This is a genomic window from Paenibacillus sp. HGH0039, assembly GCF_000411255.1.
GTDB lineage: Bacteria > Bacillota > Bacilli > Paenibacillales > NBRC-103111 > Paenibacillus_F.
In genome coordinates, this window is the sequence record NZ_KE150415.1 from 1 (window position 1) to 16194 (window position 16194).

Here is a 16194-nt window from a genome sequence, read left to right on the forward strand (position 1 = left end):
GATTAAGCTCAAAAATTCGTTGCTGACGAGAATTTCTTCTCATTTAATGTCTCAATTACTTGAGACGCTTCAATCACTCGTTGTTCAGTTTTCAAAGGACAATCTCGGCTTGTCAGCCTCGTTGTTGGCACCGTGTTTCAGCGGCGACTTAAATAAGATACCACGCTGAGAAACAGAATGCAAGCCCAAATTTTGGACAAGCCCAAAAAAATTAAAAAGGCGCCACATCGGCGCCTTTTTACCTACAAATCTATTCTCCCTGACGCTGCTCGCGCATATGAGGGAACAACAGCACATCACGGATAGACGGAGCGTTGGTAAGCAGCATAACCAGACGGTCAATCCCGATACCAAGTCCGCCTGTCGGCGGCATGCCGTATTCAAGCGCGCGAATGAAGTCATCGTCCATTTCATGGGCCTCGTCGTTGCCGTGTTCACGCTCAAGCAGCTGCGCTTCGAAACGCTGACGCTGGTCGATCGGATCGTTCAGCTCTGTGAAGGCATTAGCGTGTTCACGCGCTACGATAAAGAGCTCGAAGCGGTCCGTGAAACGCGGGTCTTCCGGATTCTTCTTCGCAAGCGGCGAAATTTCAAGCGGATGCCCGTAGATAAACGTGGGCTGAATAAGCGTTTCTTCCACAAACGTTTCGAAGAATTGGTTCACGATGTGGCCGAAAGTCATATGAGGCTCGACCGGAACCTTGTGTTCTTTTGCCAGACGCTGTGCTTCTTCATTGCTCATGTGTACGCTGAAGTCAACGCCAACCACTTCTTTAATCGCATCTACCATCGAGATCCGTTTCCAAGAAGGCGCAAGGTTTACTTCATGTCCTTGATACTGAACCGTAGTCGTTCCCAATACTTCCTGCGCGATATGGGCGACCATATTCTCCGTCAGCGCCATAATATCTTTGTAGTCCGCGTAAGCCTCATACAGCTCAATCATGGTGAATTCGGGGTTATGACGGGTGGAAATACCTTCGTTACGGTAAACGCGCCCGATTTCGTACACTTTCTCCAAGCCGCCTACAATCAGGCGTTTCAGGTGCAGCTCAATAGCGATACGCATGTAAAGCTGCATATCAAGCGCATTGTGATGCGTTATAAAAGGACGTGCGGCCGCGCCTCCGGCAATAGCGTGCAGAGTCGGGGTCTCCACTTCCAGATAGCCGAGGCCATCCAGATAACGGCGCATGGATTGAATGATTCTTGAACGCAGAATAAAGGTCTCCTTCACTTCCTGGTTCATGATCAGATCGACGTAACGCTGGCGGTAACGGGTTTCGACATCCTTGAGGCCGTGATATTTCTCGGGCAGAGGAAGCAGCGATTTAGTCAGCACTTCCAGTTCTTTTACCTTGATGGAGGTTTCACCGGTCTTCGTTTTGAAAACGGTACCTTTCACACCCACCATATCGCCGATATCCAGCAGATCAAAGGCGTTGTACTTCGTGTCGCCAAGCGCATCCTGACGAACGTATATTTGAATTTTGCCCGTGATGTCCTGAAGATGGGCGAAGCTTGCTTTCCCCATAGCACGCTTCTGCATGATACGTCCGGCAATGCTGACTTCAACGGTCTGCTGCTCCAGTTCTTCTTTAGGCGTTTCTTCATAGGCATCCAAAATTTGTTTGGCCGTGTGCGTCCGTACATATTTGTCGCCGAACGGATCTACGCCCAGACCGCGCAGCTCGTCCAGTTTGTCACGGCGAATTTGTAACAATTCGTTTAACTCGAGTTCCTGACTCATGCTTTCAACTCCTATATGTTATAGCTCCGGATTGCGAAGCCTTTAGCATGCCCTTCCCGCTCCCGATGATGCTCCCAGGAGGAGAAAAACAGCGCTTATTATGCGGGCTGCCCGTAATTATACGGTCTATTTTACGCGAAAAAAGCTTCCAAAGGAAGCTTTTCCTGCAATCGCCGCTTCGGATGGCGATCCGAGAGAGCGGTTTTATTTTTTGATGTCCATGATTTCGTATTGGATAACGCCGGCAGGAACCGTCACATCGACTTTAGCGCCCTTCTGCTTGCCAAGGATCGCTTTGCCGACAGGACTTTCGTTGGAAATTTTATTCAGAAAAGGATCGGATTCGGCTGTGCCGACAATCGTATACTCGACAAGATCACCGAATTCGAGATCTTTGAGCGTCACGATAGAACCCACGTTGACTGTATTGATGTCAACTTCGTCCAGATTGACGATACGGGCGTTGCGGAGCATTTTCTCCAAGGTAATGACGCGGCCTTCAATAAAAGCCTGCTCGTTCTTCGCATCCTCGTACTCGGAGTTCTCGCTGATATCCCCGTAGCCGATGGCTACTTTAATCCGTTCGGCCACCTCGCGGCGTTTAACCGATTTCAAATGTTCGAGTTCTTCCTCAAGTTTCTTGAGGCCTTCCTGGGTAAGGAGCACTTCTTTTTCACTCATACAAACCTATCTCCCGTCGTGTAAATTCAAGGAAATGCTATACGAATTCACTCATTTATTCAAAAAACTTAACGTAAAGATGCAACTTATTGCCTGATTATAGGGCAACCAATTGCAATTGTCAATGTAACCCAGCGCCCCCTTTACTTAGTGCAAAGCAGGCTGTTCTTCCTGATTATCGGACATATTGTCGAAAGAACTCGCATATTCGTCCAGGATGCGGACCATGCCGTCGCGGGTCGTCTGTTCCATGATGGCGTCCTTCAGACGGGCGGCGCCTTTCATGCCTTTGAGATACCACGCCATATGCTTGCGCATTTCCTTGATGGCCACGTTTTCGCCTTTGAGCTTGATCAGACGGTCCATATGAAGGGTCGCGATTCGCATTTTCTCTTCGGCTTCCGGCTCAGGAGGCAGCTCGCCTTTGGTCAGATACTGTACAGTGCGATACAGCATCCAGGGGTTGCCCAGCGCGCCGCGGCCGATCATGACGCCGTCTACACCGGTTTCATCGATCATCCGCTTGGCATCTTCGGGTGTTACGACATCCCCGTTCCCGATAACCGGAATGGAGACGGACTGCTTGACGTCGCGGATGATGTTCCAGTCCGCTTTGCCGGTATAGAGCTGTTCACGCGTACGGCCATGCACACTGACGGCGGAACCGCCGCCGCGCTCGACCGCCTTGGCGTTCTCGATCGCGTAAATATGCTCGGAGTCCCAGCCGATCCGCATTTTGACCGTAACGGGTTTGTTCACGGAGCCCACTACCGTCCGAACCATTTCTTCGATTCTCGAAGGGTCGAGCAGCCAACGTGCCCCCGCATCGCATTTCGTGATTTTGGGTACGGGGCAGCCCATGTTGATATCGATAATATCGGCATTCGTATTGGCGTCGACATATTTAGCGGCTTGCACGAGCGTTTCCGTATCGCCGCCGAAAATTTGCAGGCTGAGGGGCTTCTCGCGTTCGTCCACGTAAAGCATCTCCATCGTACGGGAGTTGCCGTGCACAATCGCTTTGTCGCTGACCATCTCAGCGCAGACCAGGCCGCATCCGAATTCTCTGGCGATCAGACGGAAAGCGGGGTTGCATACGCCGGCCATCGGTGCCAGTACAACGTTATTCGGGGCGACGACGTCGCCTATTTTTAACATGTGTTCTCCTCCTATTTGCCGGAGGGCGGAAGAAGCTCCTCCGGTTCAATGCCCAGGGCATTGGATATTTTCTGAATCATCCGGGTGTCCGGTTTACGTGTTCCCCGTTCGATGGAACCGAGAACGGCTATTGAAACGCCGAGCAGTTCGGCGAGTTGGTTCTGGGTGTATCCTTTCAGCTTGCGGAATGCCCGAATTCGCTGGGCCACTGCATTTTTTTCCACAACATAACGCCTTCCTTTCCATCCAGTTTAGCCAACTGTTTCTCTATGGATGCAAACGATGTGTTCGGTATATGTGAAAAAAGATCTGCCAAGGGGACTAACACAAACGCTCGCTCCTGCATACGGGGATGCGGGACAATCAAATCCGGCGTGCGGATCTCCCGCTCCCCGTAAAGCAGCAAATCCAAGTCAATCGTTCGGGGACCGAAGCGAATGTCTCGGACTCTGCCCAGCACTTGCTCGATGTTCTGCATGACTGCAAGCAGCTCTTCCGGAGAAAGGCTCGTATGAACGGCTGCGGCCATGTTTAAAAAGGCATCCTGGTCCACATACCCGACCGGATCCGTCTCATAAATGGCCGAACAGGCCAGCACTTGAACGTGCGGATATTCGTCCAGCTTCTTAAGCGCTTCGGCTAGATACCGCTCCCGGTCTCCGATGTTGGAACCAAGCGCGATATACGCGGTCGTGATGTCGGCAGGGCTCATGATTGCGCCCGCTTCCGGCTTATCTCAACGGTCACGCCTGCAAAATGAATATCGAAAGGCGGATGTGGTTTGATTACCCGCACCGTCACTTCTTCGATACTAGTATAAGTTTCAAGAAGGGAGGATGCAACCTGCTCCGCCAGAGCTTCGATCAATTTAAAGGTTCTTTTCTCTACGACCTCTTTAATAACGGCATAAGCCTCCGCATAGTTGATGGAATCTTCTATGTTATCGGTACGGCCGGGTTTGTCCAGCGGCATGTGCAGCTCGACATCCACATAAAAACGCTGTCCCAATTTATTCTCTTCGGCAAAAACGCCATGATACCCGTAAAACTCCATACGTGTCAGTATAAGTTTGTCCATTACATGTCTTCCTCCTCAAGCCTCAAAATCAGAATAGGCGAAAAACTGCCGGTCCGTAATCCAGAAGACTAACCGGTCAGATTCAGGCTCTACATACTCCCGGGTCCGCGAACGATCGCGTCCGTCATGACGGCTACCCGCTTCATTGCCTGCACATCGTGTACACGGATGATATCGCAGCCCTGCGCAATTCCGAGCGCCGTAGTAGCCGCCGTCCCTTCAATGACGTCATCGGGCGGCAGCCCGAGCGTCGTGCGGATCATGCTTTTGCGGGAAGTGCCAAGCAGGACGGGATACCCCAGTTCCACAATAGCCTCCAGCCGGTTCATCAGCCATAAATTCTGCTCGTAGCTTTTGGCGAATCCGATACCGGGGTCGAGGATGATATTCGTCTTCTTCACTCCCCCACCCAAAGCGAGATCAATGCTTTCCTGGAGATCCTCCAGAACTTCCGGCAGAAAATCCGTATACACGGCCTCCGGGCGGTTATGCATGAGAATAATCGGACAGCCGGCTTGAGCCGCCACGCCAGCCATGTCCGGGTCCGCTTTGAATCCCCATACATCGTTGATGATATGGGCGCCCGCTTCAATCGCCTGCCTCGCGACCTCCGCTTTGTAAGTATCCACCGAAATCGGAACCTGAACATGCCGGACCAGTTCCCGGATAACAGGTACGACTCGTTCCAACTCCTCCTGGAGCGAAACAGGCGCGTGTCCCGGGCGGGTCGACTCTCCGCCGATGTCGATCATATCGGCGCCTTCTTCCACCATGCTCAGCGCGTGTTGTATCGCATGCTCCACAGTAGTGTAGGAGCCTCCGTCGGAGAAGGAATCCGGCGTGACGTTCAGAATTCCCATAATGAGAGTCCGGCGTCCGAGTTCAAAGTTTGTCTCTCCTGCTGCCAACGTTCGAATCATTCCAAAAGTCACTTCCTAAGGCTAGAGTAATCTCGTGCATTCCCGATACAACTGAGCCAGGCGGCTCGTAACAGGTCCGGCCGTTCCCCGCGAGACGGTTATCGAGCCGCCTCGTTCATCAAACAGTTCATTTATAGAGACAATTTCCTGAACGGAATTCGTCACAAAAATCTCGTCCGCCTCACACAGCTCGCTCCAGGGAAATAAACCCTCGCTTATTTCCAAGCCCTCCTCTTCTGCAAGCTTAAGGACAAAAGCGCGCGTAATGCCGGGAAGAATGCCCGTTGTCAAAGAAGGAGTGAAACACACGGCTCCTTTGATCCAGAAAATATTGCTGACGATGCCTTCCGCTACATATCCGCCGTTATCCGTAAGAAAAAGTCCTTCCGCCCCATGCGCCCACGGATAGTTCATCATTTCTCTTTTGGCAAGGATATTGTTCATGTAATGGAATGACTTGTGCCTGCGTCCGCTTTCCGGCGTATTTCTCCGCAGATTCAGCAGTTGAAGGGGACGTGAGGCAGGCTGATCCGCATTCCGCTGCGGAAGGCTTTTGACGTAAATAATCTCGCTGGGATTCTCATAAAAAGCGCCGCCCGGCAAACCGAGCATGTCCACTCCGGCCGAAACGGCATACCGGAAGTAGGCGTCCTCCAGTCCGTTAGCCTGAAGAAGCTCCTCCACTCTGGCCCTCATCCCTGTCTCGTCCGTTTGAAACGGAATGCCCAGTTCCGCACAGCCCTCGCGGATTCGCTCCATATGCTCCCGAAGTAAAAAAGGGTGTCCGTTGTACGTGCGAAACGTCTCGAACAGCCCCATGCCATATAAAAATCCGTGGTCGTAAACGGAAACGACCGCTTCTTTTTCTTCTACCAGATTTCCGTTCATCCAAATCTTCATTTAAGCTCCGGATCCCGCCGGTACGGTACTCCCCAGGAAATTGCGGAGCAAAGTCAGGCCGTGGTCCGTAATGATGGACTCCGGATGAAACTGCACGCCCTCGATCGGGTACTCTTTGTGACGGAGCCCCATAATCTCTCCTTCATCCGAGGTGGCGCTAATTTCCAGACAATCCGGCAGCGTTTCTTTGCGGACGATCAGGGAGTGATAGCGCGTTGCCGTGTAGGGAGAAGGAATCCCTTCGAAAATCGTTTTGCCGTCATGGTGAATCGGAGATGTTTTACCGTGCATCAGTTTGCCGGCCCGGACCACGTCACCGCCGAAAGCCTGACCGATAGCCTGATGGCCGAGACAAACGCCCAGAATCGGGATGCGGCCTTTGAAATGGCGAATCACGCCAAGACTGATGCCCGCTTCGTTCGGGGTACAGGGTCCCGGCGAAATTAGAATGTGATCCGGCGATAGCTCCTCAATGCCGGACAGATCTATGGCATCGTTGCGTTTCACGACGATCTCCTGCCCTAATTCACCCAGATATTGAACCAGATTGTACGTAAACGAATCGTAATTATCAATGACAAGAATCATGCTTGTCTTCCTCCTCTACTCTTCTACAGGACTTCTGTCCCTGCTCGGCTCATGCTGTGCTCGCTAAACTGGATCGCTTTCCATAACGCTCTCGCTTTGTTCAGGGCCTCTTCGTATTCACGGTCCGGCACGGAATCAATCACTATTCCCGCACCCGCCTGAATATAACCGCTGCCTCCGGCCGCTACGAGCGTTCGTATAAGTATATTAAATTCCATATTGCCGTTGTAGTCAATCCATCCCATCGATCCTGTATACGGGCCGCGCCGGACCGGCTCCAATTCTTCAATGATCTCCATCGTCCGGATTTTCGGCGCCCCGGTTATCGTTCCTCCCGGGAATGCGGCCGCGATGACATCGAACGCGTCCAGGCCTTCCCGCAGCTCGCCGGTTACCTCCGAGACGAGGTGCATCACGTGAGAGTAGCGCTCGATCACGAAAAACTCATCGACCTTGACGGAGCCGTACCGGGCGATCCGTCCAAGGTCGTTGCGCTCCAGATCCACGAGCATCACGTGCTCCGCACGTTCCTTCTCGTTGGAGAGAAGCTCGTCCGCAAGCCGGGCGTCCTCTTCCGGTGTGCGGCCTCTGGGGCGCGTGCCCGCGATGGGCCGGGTGCGCAGGTGCCTGCCCTCGAGCTGGACCAGCAGCTCGGGCGAACCCGACACAAGCGCGAAGCCGGGGAACCTCATCAGCCCCATATAGGGCGACGGGTTCACAATGCGCAGCGCTTCGTAGATCTGCTCGGGCGATGTTTGGAGCGGTCTGCTTTGGCGGACCGACAAATTCACCTGGAAAACATCCCCCTGCCCGATGTAAGCCTGAATCCGCTCGACGGCGCGGATGAAAGATTCCCGCGGAAAGGCCCGGCTGGCGCCTTCCGCCGCTTCCGCCTCCAGCGTGGTGTCTTCGCCGGCGCTCACAAGCGCCTGCCACTCCGCTTCACGCTGGAGCCGCTTTGCGCCGGCCTCGGCGTACCCGGCCAGCCCGCGCCAGAGCCGGAGCATGCTCTCCGAACGCCGAACGGCGGCCTGGTAGAGCCGGGAGAGGTCGGAGGCGGAAGGCTCCGCCGGCAGCGGGGTATGCACGGCCGCGTAAAGCCGGCCTTCCTCGCGGTCGAAGACCCAGACCTCGTCGTAGCGAGCGAAGCTGTATTCCGGCAGCGGAAGGTCGTCTTCCGCCAGCTCCGGAAGCTTCTCCATGCTCCGCACGACATCGTAGCTCCAGAATCCTACGCAGCCGCCTGTGAATTTTGGGGCCCCCGCTACATCCGGGGAGCGCCAGGGAGCCATCCACCGCTTGACGGTATCCAGCGGGGCGCCTTGCATAGGAACGGAGCGCCAGCCGTTCGGGACGGCTCCGTCCCGTTCCGCGGCTTCAGCCGATGCGGCACTGCCGCATATGGCCGCAACCGGATGCAGCCCGAGGAAGGTATACCGGCCTCCTCTGCCGCTCTCCAGTACGAATGCGTGTGTGCCCGCCGTTCTCCATGCATGCTCCCAGGTGCTGATTTCTTCCGTCCACGGGATGCTTGTTATATAAGGAACGGAGGTGTAGGCGCCTGCTTGCGCCCATTCCGTCCAGTCAGCCAAGGTGGTTAACGTTATTGTTGTCGCAGACATGCAGCCAGCTCCTCATTCTGCTCTATACTCATGCGGTAAGGTAAGATAGTTTAGCGTTCAATCGAAACGGTACAGATTGCGTTTTTCGGCAAATTCCGTGTGCTACACGCCACGATCTACCTGTTCGAAGACCCAAAACATTTCGCTTACAGGTTTAAAGCATCGTGTAAAAACGGACCCGACGGTTCGGTTCGCGCCGGATTTGTCCCTTAGTATACTTGAATTGGCCCAAAATAAAAAGCCTCCAGCAAGATCTGCTGAAGACTTTTGAAACGTATCCGATATTATCCGGTTCTATTCGTCGAATTGGTAAAGCGGAGTGCTCAAGTAACGCTCGCCGTTGCTTGGAATGACGGCAATAACACGCTTGCCGGGTCCGAGTTCTTTGGCGATTTTAAGGGCAGCGAAGATCGCCGCACCGGAAGAAATCCCCCCCAGAATCCCTTCTTGACGGGCAACGCGGCGCGAAGTTTCGAAAGCGTCCTCGTTGTCGACCGGGATGATCTGATCGTAGATTTCCGTGTTCAAAATGTCCGGTACAAAGCCGGCGCCGATCCCCTGGATCTTATGCGGGCCCGGCTTGCCTCCCGACAGAACCGGCGAAGCGCTTGGCTCTACCGCTACGATTTTGATGCCAGGGAAGTTCTCGCGAAGCACTTCGCCCGTACCGGTGATCGTTCCGCCTGTTCCGATACCGGCGATAAAAGCATCCAGCTTGCCGTCGTGGCCTTTGATGGCTTCGACAATTTCCGGACCTGTCGTTTCACGGTGGATTTTGACGTTAGCCTGGTTTTTAAACTGCTGAGGAATAAAATAGCCAGGGTTCTCCGCTTGAAGCTCTTCCGCTTTGCGGATAGCGCCCTTCATGCCTTCGGCTCCCGGTGTCAGAACAAGCTCGGCACCGTAAGCGCGGAGCAGATTGCGGCGCTCCATGCTCATCGTTTCCGGCATAACCAGAATGGCACGGTATCCTTTCGCTGCCGCTACCATGGCCAGACCGATTCCCGTGTTGCCGCTCGTCGGTTCTACGATCGTGTCGCCCGGCTTCAGCTTGCCTTCCTGTTCAGCGGTTTCGATCATGCTGATGGCAATCCGGTCTTTTACACTTGCTCCCGGGTTCTGGAACTCAAGCTTTACGTAAATTTCCGCGCTATCTTCCGGAACGACCCGATTTAATTTTACAAGCGGAGTATTCCCGATTAACTGTGTAATGCTTTCCACCAATTTAGCCATTCGTGTCACCCTCCCAGGTTTGAAAAAAAAGGATTTATATCCGAGTTATTAGGTTGGTATTATAATCCTATATTATCAGTGCCTAAGACCCTTGTCAACACCTTACAATTCTCTAAGAATTCGGGTTTAATCCCGGGTCGGCAATGGTCGCTTTCCACTTTTGGCGGAGGGACAGCAAATACTCGTTAAGAGGAGGCGCTTCCTGCAGGGCGAGCTGTTTCCGCACACTCTCCCGGATAGCCGCTTCGTCGGGACCGGTATTCATTTTTTTCTCCGTGATTAAAATAAGGGCATATCCTCCCGCGGTCTTGATTGGCGCGCTCAATTGGCCGACCCCTAATTTACGGGCCGCCTTCATGATCTCCGCCGGCTGGAACGGATCGTCCTCCTCCATCCAGCCCAGATCTCCTCCCTGGCTCCCGGAATCGTCCAAAGAACGGTCCCTGGCCAAAGTCGCGAAACTCTCCCCGCCCTGGTAGGCGGCCGTCGCCTTCTTAGCTTGATCCAGAGCGGACACGACCATTTTGTGAAGGTGAATTTGAGCGGCCTGCTTGAATTCTTCAGGATGCCCCTGTATGTACTTGGTAATCCGGTCGTCTGCTATCTCGACATCATGCGTCGCAAGCTTTTCGAGCAAAAGTTTATAGAGCACGTCTTCTCTGACGTCCTCTTTGCTCATTCCGAGCTGTTCTTTCATCGAGTCGTAAAAGTTTTGTTCGTTTTCGTAGCCCTGCTGCATCCGCTTCAGCTCACGGCTGATTTCCGCTTCGTTGATGTCCACTCCCTGCTCCTGGGCTTCCAGCCGGAGGGTCTCGCGGTCCAGCATTTGATTGAGCATTTCGGCACCGTAGTGTTTGGTCAACTTCTCCGTCAATTCGCCTTGTGTAAATTCACGGCCCGTGATCCGGGCCACAATGTGACCGTCGGCAGGAATATCCCCGGAACGTCCGCCTGCCGCCGACTTCTTCCCTAGTCCCGTTTCCGACAATTGTAGCGACAAGAGGACAATGACTCCTATCGACAAAGCGAGGATAGCTCCCCACAACACTTTTACATTGTGCATGCTCTCTCCCTCGATTTGTTACTTGTTGATGGAATCCAACATAGTTTGCAGCTCTTCGCGTTCAAATTGGTATGCTTCATTGCAGAAATGGCAGACGACTTCCGCCCGTCCGTCTTCATCGATTAAAGATTGAAGCTCATCACGGCCTAAGCTGATGATGGTTTGCTCCACTCTTTCCCGGGAACATTTGCATTGAAAAGATACGGCAGACCGTTCCATAATTTCTACGGACGGCAGCACTTCTTTCAGCACTTCTTCAAGCGATGCGCCGCGATCCAGCAGGGTAGTGATCGGCGGGATCTGTGCCAGCGTCTTTTCGATTTCAGTGATTTCATCGTCCGTCAGCCCCGGCAGAAGCTGAATAATGAACCCTCCGGAAACTTTGACCGTCCGGTCGACGTCCACAAGTACACCAAGGGCAACAGCCGAAGGCGTCTGTTCGGACTTGGCGAAATAGTAGGTAAAATCTTCGGCCAGTTCACCGGAGACGATCGGAATGCTGCCGCGGTAATTTTCTTTAAGCCCGAGATCTTTCGTTACATATAAAAATCCGTCCGTTCCGACCGCGCCCGCCACATCCAGTTTGCCCTTGGCGTTCAATGGCAGATCTACATTCGGATCGTCTACATATCCGCGTACCTCGCCCTTGGAATTGGCGTCAACGACGATAGAACCGATAGGTCCGCCGCCCTTAACCTGCAGGGTCAGCTTTTCTTCGCCCTTCAGCATAGCGCCCATCATAAGACCGGCTGCGGCCGTTCTTCCCAGGGCGGCCGTGGCTGTCGGCGTTGTATGGTGCCGTTGGCGGAGTTCTTCCGTAATGGAGGTCGTCAGGACGGCAAACGCCCGGACTCTTCCTTCCAGCGCAGTTCCGCGGATCAAATAATCACTCATCACGTTACCCCGTTTCTTGTAAGCTATTCCTGCTTCGCATTTTTGGTATAAATGAAGCGCAGGCCCTCCAGCGTCAGCATCGGATCGACGACATCGATCGTACGGGATTCGCTTGCGATTAGTTCGGCATGTCCTCCGGTCGCGATAACTTTAGGAGCAATGCCGAATTCCTGTTTGACCCGGTCCACGATTCCGTCTACCTGGCCGACATAGCCGAAAATGATTCCGGCCTGCATGGACGATATCGTGTTGCGTCCGATAACGCTCTTGGGCTTGATCAGTTCGATACGCGGCAGTTTGGCCGCCCGCTGATACAGAGCCTCTGTTGAAATTCCGATGCCGGGCGCAATCGCACAGCCGATAAGCTGCCCCGCCTTGTCTATATAATCGTACGTGGTCGCCGTACCGAAATCAACAATGATGCAAGGAGAGCCGTACAGCTCGAGTGCAGCCACGGCATTGACGATCCGGTCCGCCCCCACTTCCTTCGGATTATCGACCCGGATGTTGAGCCCCGTCTTGATGCCCGGCCCGACGATAAGCGGCGTTCTCTTCACATATTTTAAACAAAGGTGTTCCAGCGCAAACATCAGAGGCGGTACAACGGATGAAATAATGACCCCTTCGATCTGCTGGATATCAATGCCGGCATATTGAAAGAGGTTATGAAACATCATCCCGTACTCGTCCACGGTCGCAGAGCGATTCGTGCCGAGCCGCCAGTGATGAAGCAATTCGGTGCCCTGATAAATGCCCAGGACTATATTGGTGTTGCCAACGTCTACGACTAAAATCACAAGGAAACTCCTTTCTGCTCGTTAAGATCCAGACTGATATCAAGCGCAGACACGGAGTAGGTCAGTCTTCCGACGGAAATCACATGTACCCCTGTTTCCGCCAGCGATTTGATCGTTTCCAGCGTAACGGAACCGGAGCCCTCTACCAATACATGCGGAGCCTGGCTTTTTACGATAGAAACGGCTTTGGCCATGTCGGCCGCTTTCATATTGTCCAGCATAATAATATCCGCGCCAACCGCAATGGCTTCGTCCAGCTGTTCGAAGTTCTCCACCTCTACTTCAATTTTCATCGTATGAGGGATTCTCGAACGAGCCGCACGGACGGCCGCCGTAATGCTGCCTGCACCCTTGATGTGATTATCTTTGATCATGACGGCATCGTACAGGCCGTAGCGGTGATTGAACCCGCCGCCGACTCGTACGGCGTATTTCTCAAGCATTCGGTGCCCCGGTGTCGTTTTCCGTGTATCGACGAGCCGGGTAGGAAGACCCTCCAGCGCGTTCACATATTGACGCGTACGCGTGGCGATACCGGACATCCGTTGAAGAAGATTGAGAGCAAGCCGTTCTCCCTTCAAGATACTCCGAGTGTTTCCCGTCACGATGGCTATTACCGTCCCCTTGGAAACAAACTCTCCTTCCTTTACCTGCGGCGAAAACACCAGGTTCTCGTCCACTTCCGCGAATACTTCCTGCGCTACGCGCAGGCCCGCCACAATTCCCGATTCTTTCAGATGAATGATCCCTTTGCTCTGCTGGTCCGCGGGGATGGTGTACATCGTGGTCACATCACCGGTTCCGATATCCTCGTCGAGCCACAACTTGATGTTCTGCCGTATTTGTTTAAAGTTTAATTCCATCATTAAGTATCCACTCCTCCGTCAGACCACATTCACGGTTTAATACGATATGTTTAAGCCACTGCTCATCTCTGCGCTGCGGAAAATCCTCCCGGTAATGCCCGCCGCGGCTTTCTTCACGAAGCAGCGCGGCTTCGGCTGTCAGCAGCGCGCAGGTCAGCAAATTAGCGAATTCGTAATCTTCCCTGCGGGTAAGGCATGAGTCGAAGGACGGCAGATGCCGTTTAAGTTCGTCGAGTCCCCGCTGAAGCCCAGCCGCATCTCGGCGGACTCCCGCATAACGAACCATGACCTTCTGCAGCTTCAATTTTTTCTCTACCATTGCCTGTTTCGGCAGCTCCGTACGGGCAGCGGTTTCCTCACCTGTCTGGGGCACCTGGTTCAGAAGCGGAGCAAGTGACCGGATGCGATCTATAATCCGGCGTCCGAAAACAATCGCTTCGGATAACGAATTGCTCGCCAGCCGGTTAGCTCCGTGTACACCCGTAGAGGATACTTCCCCGCAAGCGAACAACCTCTTTATGTTGGTTTCCCCATGCAGATCGGTCTTTACCCCTCCCATCATATAATGGGCGGCAGGGGCGACGGGAATCCAGTCGCTTGTCAAGTCCAGACCGAATGACAGACAAGTTTCATAGATGGTAGGGAACCGGTGCCGGATCATCTGTTCCGGCTCATGGGTTATATCCAGGTAGATAAAACTGGAACCTGTTTCCTCGATTTCGCTGACGATCGCGCGGGCTACTACATCTCGGGGAGCAAGCTCGAGCTGCGGATGATATTTCTCCATAAACCGCTCCCCTTTGATGTTGCGCAAATATGCGCCCTCACCACGGACCGCCTCCGAAATCAGAAAACGCGGCGCTCCCGGGTAAACAAGCACGGTCGGATGAAACTGGATAAACTCCATATCACGTATGTCAGCTCCGGCGCGGTAAGCGATCGCCACCCCGTCTCCGGTCGCAACGTCCGGATTAGTCGTGTAGCGGAACAACTGACCCGCACCGCCTGTACATAGCACGGTCGCGTTGCCCTGGACATATACACGCTGTCCATCGGGCTTTTGAACCAGGGCACCGCAGCATTCCCCGTCAACCGTAATCAGATCAATCACAATATGATCATCCCAAATTTCAATGGACGGGTTATTCTTGGTATTTTCGGAAAGCGCCCTCACAATCTCAGCGCCGGTCGCATCCCCATTCGCGTGGAGAATCCTCCGCTGGCTGTGAGCGCCTTCTTTGGTCAAGGCGATTTCCCCGTCTTCCAAATCAAACTGCGTCCCCATCCGGATCAGGTCCTGTACGCCCTGTGGTCCTTCATGAACCAGTACGTCCACAGCATCTCGCGAACACAAGCCCGCGCCAGCGACAAGCGTGTCCTGCAGATGATACTCAGGCGAATCTTCATCGGAAATTACAGCGGCAATTCCACCTTGGGCATACCGGGTGTTGCTGTCCAGAAGCGATTTCTTCGTAATCAAAAGCACGCGTTGAGAAGCGCTGGCCTGCAGGGCCGTGAATAAACCGGCAATGCCTGCGCCGATAATGATTACGTCGGTTTTATAGTGCGGAATGGCGGTCAAATCCGTATCCGTTAAGTATCTAGGTATCATGGCGGTTCACCCGTGCCTTCAACAAAGAGAGTAGCGCATGCTACTTAACTTGTAACATGCGCTCTAAGGAAAGCTTTGCTTTTTCAGCCACTTCCGGTGCTACATAGATTTCAGGCTGCATGGTTTCCAGACACCGGACGACTTTTTTCAAGTTGTTTACTTTCATATTCGGGCATACCAGATATTTCGTGGCAAAATGAAAAGTTTTATTAGGGCTGTCTAAACGAAGCTGATAGCCTGTTCCGTCTTCCGTTCCGACGATAAACTCCTGGCAATCGGATTCACGGCAGTACTTGATGATAGCCGTCGTGCTGCCCACAAAATCTCCGAGCTTAACAACCTCCGGTCGGCATTCCGGGTGAACCACGAATTGCGCGTTGGGATGAGCCGCCTTCATTTCCTCGACATCTTTGACGGTCAGCATATCGTGGGTGTTGCAGTAGCCTTCCCAGATAATCATTTTTTTGTTTGTGAATTTTGATACATAGTCGCCTAAATTTTTATCCGGTACCCAGATAATCTCCTCGGCATCGATCGATTCGATGACTTTTCTTGCATTTGCGGATGTGCAGCAGATATCCGTTTCGGACTTCACTTCCGCTGACGTGTTGATGTAGGCGACAACCTTCGCATTGGGGTGCTCTTTCTTCAGAGCCCGCAATCCTTCCACGTTCACCATGTCGGCCATTGGGCAGCCGGCCCGTTCGTCGGGAATAATCACCGTCTTGGTAGGAGCGAGAATTTTAGCGCTTTCCCCCATAAAGTGTACTCCGCAAAAAACGATAACATCTGCATCGGTTTCAGCGGCTTTCTGAGCCAGAAGAAATGAATCCCCGCGGAAATCGGCGACTTCCTGAATCTCGTCACGCTGGTAGTAATGAGCGAGAATAATGGCATTGCGTTCTTTCTTAAGCTCTAAAATTCGCTCTTTCAGCAGTCTGTTCTGCTCGGCTTTTCTTTCGAGAGCCAATGCCTCCATGAATGCATCCTCCTTATATGAAGCGGCACGCCCTATGTTCAATAGCTATGGCGA

17 protein-coding genes are annotated in these 16194 nt (G+C 53.2%); all 17 read right to left on the reverse strand.

Annotation, left to right across the window (positions count from 1 at the left end; translation table 11 throughout):
- Window positions 1-250: 250 nt before the first annotated feature.
- The 17 genes from lysS to nadA all read right to left on the reverse strand — a co-directional run bounded on the left by lysS (window position 251) and on the right by nadA (window position 16140).
- Entirely contained in the window at window positions 251-1750 is a 1500-nt protein-coding gene (lysS, locus tag HMPREF1207_RS28075; protein ID WP_009671879.1) for a lysine--tRNA ligase, read from the reverse strand.
- Window positions 1751-1954: 204 nt separating this feature from the next.
- Window positions 1955-2431, reverse strand: coding sequence for a transcription elongation factor GreA (gene greA, locus HMPREF1207_RS28080; RefSeq protein WP_009671888.1), 477 nt, complete (start codon window positions 2429-2431; stop codon window positions 1955-1957).
- A gap of 147 nt (window positions 2432-2578) precedes the next feature.
- Window positions 2579-3589 (reverse strand): tRNA dihydrouridine synthase DusB, encoded by a 1011-nt coding sequence (gene dusB / locus HMPREF1207_RS28085; RefSeq protein ID WP_009671892.1) that lies wholly within the window; start codon window positions 3587-3589, stop codon window positions 2579-2581.
- An 11-nt stretch (window positions 3590-3600) separates the two neighbouring features.
- Entirely contained in the window at window positions 3601-3813 is a 213-nt protein-coding gene (locus tag HMPREF1207_RS28090) for a helix-turn-helix domain-containing protein (RefSeq protein WP_009671865.1), read from the reverse strand.
- Window positions 3765-4301 carry a 2-amino-4-hydroxy-6-hydroxymethyldihydropteridine diphosphokinase gene (gene folK / locus HMPREF1207_RS28095; RefSeq protein WP_009671860.1) on the reverse strand — a complete coding sequence of 179 codons (537 nt, stop codon included), beginning with the start codon at window positions 4299-4301 and terminating at the stop codon, window positions 3765-3767. Before folK ends, HMPREF1207_RS28090 begins: the two co-directional genes overlap by 49 nt.
- The gene (gene folB, locus HMPREF1207_RS28100) at window positions 4298-4666 is read right to left on the reverse strand and encodes a dihydroneopterin aldolase (protein ID WP_009671857.1); all 369 of its coding nucleotides are present in this window, start codon (window positions 4664-4666) and stop codon (window positions 4298-4300) included. Before folB ends, folK begins: the two co-directional genes overlap by 4 nt.
- Before the next feature lie 89 nt (window positions 4667-4755).
- Window positions 4756-5586 carry a dihydropteroate synthase gene (gene folP, locus HMPREF1207_RS28105; protein WP_009671866.1) on the reverse strand — a complete coding sequence of 277 codons (831 nt, stop codon included), beginning with the start codon at window positions 5584-5586 and terminating at the stop codon, window positions 4756-4758.
- A gap of 21 nt (window positions 5587-5607) precedes the next feature.
- Window positions 5608-6486, reverse strand: coding sequence for an aminodeoxychorismate lyase (gene pabC / locus HMPREF1207_RS28110; protein WP_009671889.1), 879 nt, complete (start codon window positions 6484-6486; stop codon window positions 5608-5610).
- Window positions 6487-7074 (reverse strand): aminodeoxychorismate/anthranilate synthase component II, encoded by a 588-nt coding sequence (gene pabA / locus HMPREF1207_RS28115; RefSeq protein WP_009671910.1) that lies wholly within the window; start codon window positions 7072-7074, stop codon window positions 6487-6489. It lies immediately after the preceding gene.
- A 23-nt stretch (window positions 7075-7097) separates the two neighbouring features.
- Window positions 7098-8696 (reverse strand): anthranilate synthase component I family protein, encoded by a 1599-nt coding sequence (locus HMPREF1207_RS28120; RefSeq protein WP_009671880.1) that lies wholly within the window; start codon window positions 8694-8696, stop codon window positions 7098-7100.
- 294 nt (window positions 8697-8990) lie between these two features.
- Window positions 8991-9929 (reverse strand): cysteine synthase A, encoded by a 939-nt coding sequence (gene cysK / locus HMPREF1207_RS28125; RefSeq protein ID WP_009671906.1) that lies wholly within the window; start codon window positions 9927-9929, stop codon window positions 8991-8993.
- A 112-nt stretch (window positions 9930-10041) separates the two neighbouring features.
- The gene (locus tag HMPREF1207_RS28130) at window positions 10042-10992 is read right to left on the reverse strand and encodes a peptidylprolyl isomerase (RefSeq protein ID WP_009671856.1); all 951 of its coding nucleotides are present in this window, start codon (window positions 10990-10992) and stop codon (window positions 10042-10044) included.
- Between the two features lie 18 nt (window positions 10993-11010).
- Window positions 11011-11886, reverse strand: a complete 876-nt coding sequence (gene hslO, locus HMPREF1207_RS28135; RefSeq protein ID WP_009671895.1) for an Hsp33 family molecular chaperone HslO — start codon at window positions 11884-11886, stop codon at window positions 11011-11013.
- Between the two features lie 23 nt (window positions 11887-11909).
- Window positions 11910-12683, reverse strand: coding sequence for a type III pantothenate kinase (locus HMPREF1207_RS28140; protein ID WP_009671891.1), 774 nt, complete (start codon window positions 12681-12683; stop codon window positions 11910-11912).
- Entirely contained in the window at window positions 12680-13549 is an 870-nt protein-coding gene (gene nadC / locus HMPREF1207_RS28145) for a carboxylating nicotinate-nucleotide diphosphorylase (protein ID WP_009671861.1), read from the reverse strand. The genes HMPREF1207_RS28140 and nadC overlap by 4 nt, the downstream gene beginning before the upstream one ends.
- The gene (gene nadB / locus HMPREF1207_RS28150; protein WP_009671877.1) at window positions 13530-15161 is read right to left on the reverse strand and encodes an L-aspartate oxidase; all 1632 of its coding nucleotides are present in this window, start codon (window positions 15159-15161) and stop codon (window positions 13530-13532) included. The genes nadC and nadB overlap by 20 nt, the downstream gene beginning before the upstream one ends.
- Before the next feature lie 40 nt (window positions 15162-15201).
- A complete protein-coding gene (gene nadA, locus HMPREF1207_RS28155) occupies window positions 15202-16140 on the reverse strand; it encodes a quinolinate synthase NadA (RefSeq protein ID WP_009671902.1) in 939 nt (312 codons plus the stop codon).
- Between the last annotated feature and the right edge of the window lie 54 nt (window positions 16141-16194).

Coding starts and splice junctions, on each gene's coding strand:
- lysS (WP_009671879.1), bottom strand. CDS start 1,750: ATGAGTCAGGAACTCGAGTTAAACGAATTGTTACAAATTCGCCGTGAC.
- greA (WP_009671888.1), bottom strand. CDS start 2,431: ATGAGTGAAAAAGAAGTGCTCCTTACCCAGGAAGGCCTCAAGAAACTT.
- dusB (WP_009671892.1), bottom strand. CDS start 3,589: ATGTTAAAAATAGGCGACGTCGTCGCCCCGAATAACGTTGTACTGGCA.
- folK (WP_009671860.1), bottom strand. CDS start 4,301: ATGAGCCCTGCCGACATCACGACCGCGTATATCGCGCTTGGTTCCAAC.
- folB (WP_009671857.1), bottom strand. CDS start 4,666: ATGGACAAACTTATACTGACACGTATGGAGTTTTACGGGTATCATGGC.
- folP (WP_009671866.1), bottom strand. CDS start 5,586: ATGATTCGAACGTTGGCAGCAGGAGAGACAAACTTTGAACTCGGACGC.
- pabC (WP_009671889.1), bottom strand. CDS start 6,486: ATGAAGATTTGGATGAACGGAAATCTGGTAGAAGAAAAAGAAGCGGTC.
- pabA (WP_009671910.1), bottom strand. CDS start 7,074: ATGATTCTTGTCATTGATAATTACGATTCGTTTACGTACAATCTGGTT.
- HMPREF1207_RS28120 (WP_009671880.1), bottom strand. CDS start 8,696: ATGTCTGCGACAACAATAACGTTAACCACCTTGGCTGACTGGACGGAA.
- cysK (WP_009671906.1), bottom strand. CDS start 9,929: ATGGCTAAATTGGTGGAAAGCATTACACAGTTAATCGGGAATACTCCG.
- HMPREF1207_RS28130 (WP_009671856.1), bottom strand. CDS start 10,992: ATGCACAATGTAAAAGTGTTGTGGGGAGCTATCCTCGCTTTGTCGATA.
- hslO (WP_009671895.1), bottom strand. CDS start 11,886: ATGAGTGATTATTTGATCCGCGGAACTGCGCTGGAAGGAAGAGTCCGG.
- nadC (WP_009671861.1), bottom strand. CDS start 13,549: ATGATGGAATTAAACTTTAAACAAATACGGCAGAACATCAAGTTGTGG.
- nadB (WP_009671877.1), bottom strand. CDS start 15,161: ATGATACCTAGATACTTAACGGATACGGATTTGACCGCCATTCCGCAC.
- nadA (WP_009671902.1), bottom strand. CDS start 16,140: ATGGAGGCATTGGCTCTCGAAAGAAAAGCCGAGCAGAACAGACTGCTG.